This window comes from Jatrophihabitans sp. (genome assembly GCF_036000465.1).
In the GTDB taxonomy this organism is placed as follows: domain Bacteria; phylum Actinomycetota; class Actinomycetes; order Mycobacteriales; family Jatrophihabitantaceae; genus Jatrophihabitans.
In genome coordinates, this window is the sequence record NZ_DASYFV010000052.1 from 1 (window position 1) to 9,259 (window position 9,259).

General features: G+C 70.7%; 10 protein-coding genes and 1 pseudogene. 3 read left to right on the forward strand and 8 right to left on the reverse strand.

All coding sequences use genetic code 11. From position 1 onward, the window contains the following. The coding region (locus VGN18_RS16375) for a glycosyltransferase (RefSeq protein WP_327540780.1) at positions 1-468 on the forward strand (468 nt) is incomplete at its 5' end. Here VGN18_RS16375 and VGN18_RS16380 read toward each other — a convergent pair. From VGN18_RS16380 to adh, 4 genes and pseudogenes are all read right to left on the reverse strand, one after another. Continuing rightward, positions 426-1,043, reverse strand: a complete 618-nt coding sequence (locus VGN18_RS16380; RefSeq protein WP_327540781.1) for an NUDIX hydrolase — start codon at positions 1,041-1,043, stop codon at positions 426-428. The genes VGN18_RS16375 and VGN18_RS16380 overlap by 43 nt on opposite strands. A 190-nt stretch (positions 1,044-1,233) precedes the next feature. After that, positions 1,234-1,755, reverse strand: a complete 522-nt coding sequence (locus VGN18_RS16385) for an AAA family ATPase (RefSeq protein WP_327540782.1) — start codon at positions 1,753-1,755, stop codon at positions 1,234-1,236. A 126-nt stretch (positions 1,756-1,881) separates the two neighbouring features. Continuing rightward, positions 1,882-2,255, reverse strand: a pseudogene (locus VGN18_RS16390) (DUF779 domain-containing protein). Positions 2,256-2,266: 11 nt separating this feature from the next. After that, positions 2,267-3,790, reverse strand: coding sequence for an aldehyde dehydrogenase (gene adh / locus VGN18_RS16395; RefSeq protein ID WP_327540784.1), 1,524 nt, complete (start codon positions 3,788-3,790; stop codon positions 2,267-2,269). A gap of 144 nt (positions 3,791-3,934) precedes the next feature. Between adh and VGN18_RS16400 the strand changes: the two genes are divergently transcribed. Both VGN18_RS16400 and VGN18_RS16405 read left to right on the forward strand, forming a co-directional pair. After that, positions 3,935-4,408, forward strand: coding sequence for an NUDIX domain-containing protein (locus VGN18_RS16400; protein WP_327540785.1), 474 nt, complete (start codon positions 3,935-3,937; stop codon positions 4,406-4,408). A 98-nt stretch (positions 4,409-4,506) separates the two neighbouring features. After that, a complete protein-coding gene (locus tag VGN18_RS16405; RefSeq protein ID WP_327540786.1) occupies positions 4,507-4,695 on the forward strand; it encodes a hypothetical protein in 189 nt (62 codons plus the stop codon). Positions 4,696-4,699: 4 nt separating this feature from the next. Here VGN18_RS16405 and VGN18_RS16410 read toward each other — a convergent pair whose 3' ends face one another. The 4 genes from VGN18_RS16410 to VGN18_RS16425 all read right to left on the reverse strand — a co-directional run. Next, the gene (locus VGN18_RS16410; RefSeq protein WP_327540787.1) at positions 4,700-5,299 is read right to left on the reverse strand and encodes a hypothetical protein; all 600 of its coding nucleotides are present in this window, start codon (positions 5,297-5,299) and stop codon (positions 4,700-4,702) included. Positions 5,300-5,313: 14 nt separating this feature from the next. Next, positions 5,314-6,537 (reverse strand): Nramp family divalent metal transporter, encoded by a 1,224-nt coding sequence (locus VGN18_RS16415; protein ID WP_414655062.1) that lies wholly within the window; start codon positions 6,535-6,537, stop codon positions 5,314-5,316. 107 nt (positions 6,538-6,644) lie between these two features. Then, positions 6,645-8,336, reverse strand: coding sequence for a chaperonin GroEL (groL, locus tag VGN18_RS16420; protein WP_327540789.1), 1,692 nt, complete (start codon positions 8,334-8,336; stop codon positions 6,645-6,647). A 39-nt stretch (positions 8,337-8,375) separates the two neighbouring features. Further along, positions 8,376-9,259: NAD(P)-dependent alcohol dehydrogenase (locus VGN18_RS16425; RefSeq protein WP_327540790.1), on the reverse strand; the 884-nt coding region annotated here is incomplete at its 5' end.

Genomic DNA, 9,259 nt, shown 5'->3' on the forward strand with positions numbered 1-9,259 from the left:
GTTGCCCACCTGCTGGGCACCGGACCCCGCGGTTCGGCGCAGCACACCTGGATCGCGAACACCGACGCCGACTCCGAGGTGTCACCCGGCTGGCTCGCCGGCATGCTCGACGAAGCCGCCCGCGGCGCCCAGGTCGTGCTCGGCACGGTACGGCCCGATCACGGTCTCCCGCCGGACGTCGACGCCGCGTGGCAGCAACGGCACCACCGCCGTGACGACCACCCGCACGTCCACGGGGCGAACTTCGGCATCCGCGCCGACGCCTACCTCGCCCTAGGCGGTTGGCCCCTCGTCCCGACCGGCGAGGACCAGGCCCTCGCCGACCGTGCCCGCGCCGCCGGCAACCTGCACATCGTGCGCACCGGCCGGCTGCCCGTGCGGACCAGCAGCCGCCTCGACGGTCGCGCTCTCCTCGGCTTCTCGAGCTACCTGCGCGCGCTGGGCACCGCCGACGAGGGCGCAGCCTGAGCCCCGGCCGTCAGCGGCAGCGCGTGGAGTGCGCGCAGCAGGTGCGGCTCGAAGCGGGTGAGGTCAGCCGCCCGCAGTTCAGACGGTGACCACCACCGGACGCCGAAGAACTCGCGGTCGTCGGGCGTCAGCCGGTGGTCCGTCCGGCCCGCGAGGGCGAACCACAGGCTGACGTCGGTGTGCCGCACGTCCGGGCCGCCGACCGTCTCGGTCACGGTGAGGAAGAACGGCCGGGCGCCCGTCGCCGTGTCGAACTCGGCCTCGACGCCGAGCTCCTCGACCACTTCGCGGCGGACGGTGTCGGCCGGGTGCTCCCCCGGCTCGACGTGCCCGCCCGTCGGCAGCCACAGGCTCGACAGCCGATGGTCACAGAGCAGCACCCGGTTCGCGTCGCGGTCGACGAGCAGGAAGTACGCGACGAGGTGCGGCGACGGCGTGCGCGGCTTGACCCGGCGGTAGATGTCATTCGTCCCCGCCAGCCACTGCAGCGCGGCGCTGCGATGCTCCGCCGCCAGTTCGTCCACCGGCTCGATACCCTCGATCAGGTCCACGACGTCCCGCGCTGCTCCTGGCATCGGCCGATCGTGTCAGCAACCACCGACACCGCCGGCGCCCACTGGTTGATGCTGCTGACAGCGGGTGCGTCCGGGTCGACGACGAGCGCCTCGACGCCGGGTGTGGCGACGAGCCGGTTCCGCGGACTCGGCGGCGACCGGCAGGGTGGCCACCTGATCAGCATCGACGCCCGTCGAGAAAGAGCGACGATCACGACGAGATCAAGCCGCAGATCAGTGCAGCGCGAGCGGCCGGCGGCGCCGCGGGCACCTGGACCAGGTCGAAGCCGTGCTCCTGGTAGACCGCGCGGTGCACCTCGCCGAACCGCAGGGCGTCGGCATAAGTGATCCGGCGAACCGGTGTCGAGGTGATGAAGCCGAGCGGTTCGAAGAAGAACACCCGCGGCTCGAACCAGCCCCGCGTGGCCCGAAGCTCTTCGTCGAGGGCACGAGGCGCGCCGAGTCCGAGAAACCGGGCGAGGGCGAGGGTGCAGAACACGGAGCGGTCGTGCAGTTGCAGCTCGGCGACCACGGCGAGACGACGTTCGCGCTGGACCGAAACGATGCGGGACAAGAAACCGGGGTCGACCTCGGGACGCGCGATGCCCGCGGCCGACATCGCTTCGTTCACGTCGGTCGCGGCCTCCCGCACGACGTGTGCCGAGCCGGCGAGCAGGGCGAGAGTCGCGCTCTTGCCGCTGCCGGGTGCACCCGTCGCGATGAATCGCCGCACGCCTTCGATTCCTCTCCACCTGCTGTTCCTCGATTGGGATGTGGCCGCCCGGCCACACTCGAGACGGCCAGCTCTCGGAGCATCCCCCAAATCTGTGGACAACTACTCGAACATCGAGCGGACGCTTCAGCGCACGCCGAGGTCCTCGGACTCGGCATCGGTCAAGAGTCTTGACCGAATCAGGAAGCGGACACCCTCCGGCGCCTCGACCGAGAAGCCACTCCCCGCCCCGTCACGACGTCGATGGTGATGTGCGTGTGCTTCCAGTACTCGTACTGGCTCCGCGACATGTAGACCGGGATCGGTCGCTCGAGGCCGGCGTCCAGATCGCCGAGGTGCACGTCGACGTCACCGAGGATGAAGTCGCCGTCGGCGAAGCACATCGGGGACGAGCCGTCGCAGCAGCCACCGGACTGGTGGAACATCAGGTTGCCGTGCTGACGGGTGAGGCGGCGGAGCAGTTCCGCCGCCGCACCCGTCACGTCGACGTGTCGGGTCACGAGTGCGCGCTCTAGAAGAAGCCGAGCGCGTTGGGCGAGTACGACACCAGCAGGTTCTTCGTGTTCTGGTAGTGGTCGAGCATCATGCGGTGGTTCTCGCGGCCGATGCCGGACTGCTTGTAACCGCCGAACGCGGCGTGCGCCGGATACTGGTGGTAGCAGTTCGTCCAGACGCGGCCGGCCTGGATCTCGCGACCCGCGCGGTAGGCCCGCGAGCCGTCGCGCGACCAGACGCCGGCGCCGAGGCCGTACAGCGTGTCGTTGGCGATCTTGAGGGCGTCGTCCTCGTCGTCGAAGCGGGTGACCGACACGACCGGACCGAAGATCTCCTCCTGGAAGATTCGCATGCCGTTGTGGCCCTCGAAGACGGTGGGCTGGACGTAGTAGCCGCCGGACAGGTCGCCGCCGAGGTCGGCCCGCGCGCCGCCGGTGAGCACCTTGGCTCCCTCCTGCCGGCCGATGTCGAGGTAGGACAGGATCTTCTCGAGCTGGTCGTTCGAGGCCTGCGCGCCCATCATCGTGTCGGTGTCGAGCGGGTTGCCCTGGGTGATCTTCTCGACGCGGGCGATGGCGTCGCCCATGAACTGGTCGTAGATCGAGCTCTGGACGAGGGCGCGCGACGGGCAGGTACAGACCTCGCCCTGGTTCAGCGCGAACATGGTGAAACCCTCGAGCGCCTTGTCGTAGAAGGCGTCCTTCGCCGCGGCGACGTCGGCGAAGAAGATGTTCGGACTCTTGCCGCCGAGCTCGAGCGTCACCGGGATCAGGTTCTGCGACGCGTACTGCATGATCAGCCGGCCGGTCGTCGTCTCACCGGTGAAGGCGATCTTGGCGATGCGGCTCGACGACGCGAGGGGCTTGCCCGCTTCGGTACCGAAACCGTTGACGACGTTGAGCACGCCGGGCGGCAGCAGGTCGCCGACGAGCTCGACCAGCTTGAGGATCGACCACGGCGTCTGTTCGGCCGGCTTGAGCACCACGCAGTTTCCCGCCGCGAGCGCAGGGGCGATCTTCCAGACCGCCATCAGGATCGGGAAGTTCCACGGGATGATCTGGGCGACGACGCCGAGCGGCTCGTGGATGTGGTACGCCACGGTGTCGCCGTCGATCTCGGAGATGCCGCCCTCCTGCGCCCGGATCGCGCCGGCGAAGTAGCGGAAGTGGTCGATGGCCAGCGGCAGGTCGGCGGCGAGCGTCTCACGCACGGCCTTGCCGTTGTCCCAGCACTCGGCGATGGCGAGCGCCTCGAGATTGGCCTCCATGCGGTCGGCGATCTTGTTGAGGATGTTGGCCCGCTCGGCGACCGAGGTCGCGGCCCAGGCGCGCTTCGCCCCATGGGCGGCGTCGAGCGCGCGGTCGACGTCCTCGGCGGTGCTGCGCGCGATCTCGGTGAACGCCTTGCCGTTGACCGGCGAGATGTTCTCGAAGTATTCGCCCTTCGCCGGCGGCACCCATTCGCCGCCGATCCAGTTGTCGTAGCGGCTCTCGACGGCGACCGGACTGTCGGCACTGCCGGGGGCTGAGAGGACGGTCATGGGTTGACCTCCGTGGCTCGGGATGACCCACCGCGCTGGTGGGATGTTCCGGCGACAGTAGGTCGCGCCCCGCTGCATGCCCGCTGCAGCAACGTTGCCGGAACGCTGCATCGAGCAGGCATCGGCTGGTGACAGGCTGGGCGCATGGCGACGACGAAGCGGCCCAGCGCCGGTCTGCTGCTCCACCGCGGCGCGGGCGATCGGCTCGAGGTGCTGCTCGCGCACATGGGCGGACCGTTCTGGGCGAAGAAGGACGACGGCGCGTGGTCGATCCCGAAGGGCGAGTACGAGCCGGACGAGGATCCGCTCGCCGCGGCCCGGCGCGAGTTCACCGAGGAGCTCGGCTCACCCCCGCCGGACGGCGCCGACTACCGGCCCCTCGGCGAGGTGCGGCAGAAGAACGGCAAGGTGGTCACCGCCTGGGCCGTCGCCGGCGATCTCGACGTGGCGACCGTCGTCAGCAACACCTTCGAGATGGAATGGCCGCCGCGATCGGGACGCCGCCAGGAGTTTCCCGAGGTCGACCGCGCCGCCTGGTTCGACCTGGCGGCCGCGCGTCCCAAGCTCGTCGCCGCCCAGACCGAGTTCCTGGACCGGCTCCGCGAACTGTCGACCTGAGGATGACGGTTCGGCGAACTCGCGGCGACATCGGGGACGGGAGGGCGTCGCGGCGGTCACCCTGAAGGGGTCAGCTCCCCGACGTCGAAAGGCGGGCCGTGACCATCATCGACGACAACCACGCCGTGCTCTGGACGTGGGACGAACCCGTGCCGCTCCTGCGCCCGAGCCACGAGCCGCCGCCCGCGCCGTTCGACGGCCTCCGCCTCCCCCTCGCCGTGGGCCTCGGCACCGTGCTGTTCGGTCTGCTCGTCGTCGCCGTACTGGTCGTGATCGGTCGGCTCTGACGCATCACGCGTCGACCGGCGCCACCTCCACCTGGTCCAGCGCGGCGAGCTGCCCCGGGCTCATCGCCTGCCCGTGGGTGAACACCACCTGCTGGGCCGCGCCGATGCGCTCGTCGAGCAGCTCGCACATCGCGAACGCCATCGCCCCGGCCTGGCGCACCGCCGCCTCGTCGACCGACGGTGTGCGCACCGAGGTGACGGCGACGGCGTTCACCGCGCCGTCCGCGTCCTGGGCCAGGCCGACCGTGAACACCTCGCGCGGGTTCTTGGCCGGGGCGCAGTTGTGGTCGCGCAGGTGCAGCAGCAGCTGGTGGGAGGCGGGCAGCTTGCCGTCGGGCTGGGTGGCGGCGAGGTCCTCGGCCGTCACCGCGGCGATGCCGTCGTCGTCCACCGCGAACGGTCGCGCGTAACTCAGCAGTGCGAGCGTCCACAGCGCCTCGACCGTGACGTTGCCGCCGACGTCGGCGGCCAGCGCGGGCACGAGCCGGTCGCAGCACAACAGGACGGTCTGCAGGTCGTCGAAGGCCTCGACGAGCCGGATGAGGTGGGCCGACTGCGGTCCGTCGAGGCGGCGGACGGAGGTGGGTAACGCGTCGTCAGGCATGGTGTCCTCTCGGGTCAGCCGGTGAAGGTCGTCCACAGCAGGTAGACGTTGAGCAGGCTGATCGTGCCGGCGACGGCGGCCATGAGGGCCGTGGTGCTGCGCCGGTTGACGAACACGCCCATGACGTCGCGGCGCCGGGTGATGAGCGTGAGCGGGATCAGCGCGAACGGGATGCCGAAGGACAGCAGCACCTGCGACACGACGAGCGTGTCGGTCGTCGGCAGCCCGAGGGCCAGCACGGTGACGGCGGGCAGCATGGTGACCGATCGCCGCAGCACCAGCGGGATGCGCCGCCGGATGAATCCCTGCATGACGACCTGGCCGGCGTAGGTGCCCACGCTCGACGACGACAGCCCCGAGGCGAGCAGGGCGATGGCGAAGGCCAGGGCTGCGCCGCCACCGGCCAGACGCGCGAGGCCGGCGTGCGCCGCCTCGATCGAATCGGCGGCGTCACCCCCGACCCGGTGGAACACCGACGCGGCCACCACGATCATGCAGATGTTGATCATTCCGGCCAGGCCGAGGGCGACGACGACGTCGAGGCGCTGGAAGCGCAGCAGCTGGCGCCGCTCGCCGTCGTCGCGGCAGGCCACCCGACCCTTGGTGAGAGCCGAGTGCAGGTAGACGACGTGGGGCATGACGGTCGCCCCGACGATGCCGGCCGCTAGAACCACGCTGTCCGAGCCGACGAAATGCGGCACCAGACCGCCGATCGCCTCACCCGGCGCGGCCCCGACCGTCGCCAGGTCGTAGGCGAAACCGAGCAGCACCAGGCCGAGCAGGGCGGCGATGGCCAGCTCGAAGCGGCGGTGGCCGCGCTGCTCGAGCCCGAGGATCACGAACGCGACCACCGCGGTGATCAGCCCGGCCGGCAGCAGCGGCACACCGAACAGCAGGTAGAGCCCGACCGCGGCCCCGACGAACTCGGCGATGTCGGTCGCCATGGCGACGACCTCGGCCTGCAGCCACAGCCCGACCGACACCGCCCGCGGGAAGGTGTCGCGACACAGCTCGGGCAGGTCACGGCCGGTCGCCACCCCGACCTTGGCCGACTGGTACTGCACCAGCATGGCCATCAGGTTGGCGATGACGACGACCCACACGAGGGCGTAGCCGTAGCGGGCCCCGGCGGCGAAGTTGGTCGCGAAGTTGCCCGGGTCGATGTAGGCCACCGCCGCGACGAACGCCGGCCCGACGAGGCACACGACGCCGCGCACCCGACCCTGCGCGCGCAGCAGCGCGAGCGGGCTCGGGTCGTCGCCTCCCGACCCGCCTCCCCTCTCGTCGACCCCGAATTCGGGGGGTGCGTCCGGGGTCAGCCGGCGGGGAAGCGCATCCTCGACGGTCACCCGACCGACGGGCCGAGGCCGAGTGACTGCGGCGTGCTCGAGTCCGGCGAGGGCTGGTGCAGCCCCTCGTCGAGCGGGCCGAACTCGGTCATCAACGCCCGGCTGCCGCCCCACGGCGTCTGCTCCTCGGCGATCAGCGTGTTCGTCGTCAGCAGCAGCCCGGCGACGGACGCCCCGTTCTGCAGCGCCGACCGGCACACCCGCAGCGGGTCGATGATGCCCAGCTCGATCATGTTGCCGTAGCGGCCCTCGAGCGCGTCGAAGCCCTCGTCGGTGCCGAGCCCGACCGTGGCGGCCACGACCTCGTGGCCGTCGTACCCGGCGTTGGACGCGATGAGGAAGGCCGGTTCGGTGAGCGCGCGCCGCACGATGTCGACGCCGATCGCCTGGTCGGGCGTCACGGTCAGGTCGTCGAGCGCCGGGGCGGCGTGCACGAGGGCGGCGCCGCCGCCGGCCACGATGCCCTCGGCCATCGCTGCTCGGGTGGCCGACAGCGCGTCCTCGACCCGGTGCTGCAGCTCGGTCAGCTCGGCGTTGGTCGGTGCCCCGACCCGGATGATCGCGACCTTGCCCGACAGCGCGCCGATGCGCTCGACCAGGACGTCCTCGTCGATGCCGAAGGTGGCCCGCTCGAGCTCGGCCCGGAGCTGGGTGAGCCGGAAGTCGATCGCCTCGGCCGACCCGGCGCCCCCGATGATCGAGGAGCGGTCGGCCGTCACGCGCACCTGCCGGGCCCGGCCCAGGTGCTCCAGCGCGATCGTCTCCAGGCTGAACCCGGACGTCTTGCTCAGCACCTGCCCGCCGGTGATGGTGGCGATGTCCTCGAGCTTGCGCAGCCGCCGGTCGCCGAAGCCGGGCGCCCGGGTGGCGGTGCATTGGAAGACGCCGTTGACGTGGTTGTGCACGAGCATGCTGAGCGCCGAGCCCTCGACGTTCTCGGCGATGACGAGCAGCGGGTGCGGATCGCGCATCACCTTGTCCAGCACCGGCATGAGGTCCTGCACCTTGGTGATCTTCTCGCTGCACAGCAGGATGTACGGGTCGTCCAGCACCGCTTCGAGGCTCGCCGGGTGGGTGACGAGGTAGGGCGAGAGGTAGCCGTTGTCGAACTCGAAGCCCTCGACGAAGTCGACGCTCATCCCGTGCGCGTCGGACTCGGTGACCGTCACCGTGCCGGCGTCGCCGACGGTGAACAGGGCCCGCGCGATGACCGCGCCGACCACGTCGTCGTCGTTGGCCGAGATCGCCGCCACCCGCGCGTAGTCGTTCTCGGTGATGATCGGGTGGGCCACCTTGTGCAGGTGGTCGACGAGGGCGGCGACGGCCAGGTCGATCCCGCGCTTCACCAGAACCGGGTTGCCGCCGGCCCCGATCGCCTTGGTGCCCTCGCGGATGATGGCCTGCGCGATCACCGTGGCCGTGGTCGTGCCGTCGCCCACGATGTCGTTCGTCTTGATCGCGGCTTCCTTCACCAGTTGCGCGCCCATGTTCTCGAACTGGTTGCTCAGGTGGATCTCGCGGGCGATCGTCACGCCGTCGTTGGTCACCACCGGCGAGCCGGTGATCTTCTCCAGGATCACGTTGCGGCCCTTGGGACCGAGGGTCGACTTGACCGCCTCGGCCAGCTGGTCGACGCCTGACAGCAGCAGGCTCCGGGCGTCCTCACCGAATCGCAGTTCCTTGGCCATGGGTCCTCCTGGTTTGGGTGATCGGGTGGGGCCGGACGGTTACGGGACGAGAATCGCGCGACCTCTCACGAGGCCGGCGTCCAGATCGGACAGCGCCTGCTGGGCGTCGTCGAGGGCGTAGGTCCGGGTGTGCAGGGTGACCCGGCCGGCCTGGGCCAGCACCATCAGTTCGGCGAGCTCGTTGTAGGTGCCGACGATGTTGCCGATGATGTTGCGTTCGGTGGAGATGATGTCGAGCGTCGGTACGTGCAGCTCGCCGCCGTAGCCGATGACGTAGTACGAGCCGCCGGGACGGGTCATGGCAAAGCCCTCGTTCTCGGCGCCCTGCTCGGCGACGAAGTCGAAGACGACATCGGCGCCCGCGCCGTCGGTCAGGGCGTGCACCCCGGCCACCTGGCCGCCGTCGGCCCGCACCGCGTGGGTCGCGCCCAGCGTCTTCGCGAGTTCGAGCGCGTCGGGATTCCGGTCGACCACGATGATGTTCGTCGCGGTGAGGGCGGCGAGGCACTGGATGCCGATATGGCCCAGCCCGCCGGCCCCGATCACGACCGCTGTGGTGCCCGGATACAGCAGCGGGATCGCCTTCCGTACCGCGTGATACGCCGTGATGCCAGCGTCGGCGAGGGCGGCGACGTCCTCGGGCCGGGTGGACGGGTCGAGCTTCACGCAGGCCCGCGCCGAGGTCAGCAGGTACTCGGCCATCCCGCCGTCGACGCCGAGCCCGGGGAACACGCTCTCGCTGCAGTGCATGTCCTGACCGGCCCGGCAGGCCCGGCACAGTCCGCACGTCGGGGTCGGGTGCAGGATCACCGTGTCGCCCACCGCGACGTTGGTGACGGCCGAGCCGACCTCGTGCACCCAGCCGGCGTTCTCGTGCCCGATCGTGTACGGCAGCGGCGGGTTCATCGCCTCGGCCCACTGGC

Bases quoted from the DNA above. Each gene is read 5' to 3' on its own strand.
- VGN18_RS16380 (WP_327540781.1), bottom strand. From the start codon at position 1,043: ATGCCAGGAGCAGCGCGGGACGTCGTGGACCTGATCGAGGGTATCGAG.
- adh (WP_327540784.1), bottom strand. From the start codon at position 3,790: ATGACCGTCCTCTCAGCCCCCGGCAGTGCCGACAGTCCGGTCGCCGTC.
- VGN18_RS16400 (WP_327540785.1), top strand. From the start codon at position 3,935: ATGGCGACGACGAAGCGGCCCAGCGCCGGTCTGCTGCTCCACCGCGGC.
- VGN18_RS16410 (WP_327540787.1), bottom strand. From the start codon at position 5,299: ATGCCTGACGACGCGTTACCCACCTCCGTCCGCCGCCTCGACGGACCG.
- groL (WP_327540789.1), bottom strand. From the start codon at position 8,336: ATGGCCAAGGAACTGCGATTCGGTGAGGACGCCCGGAGCCTGCTGCTG.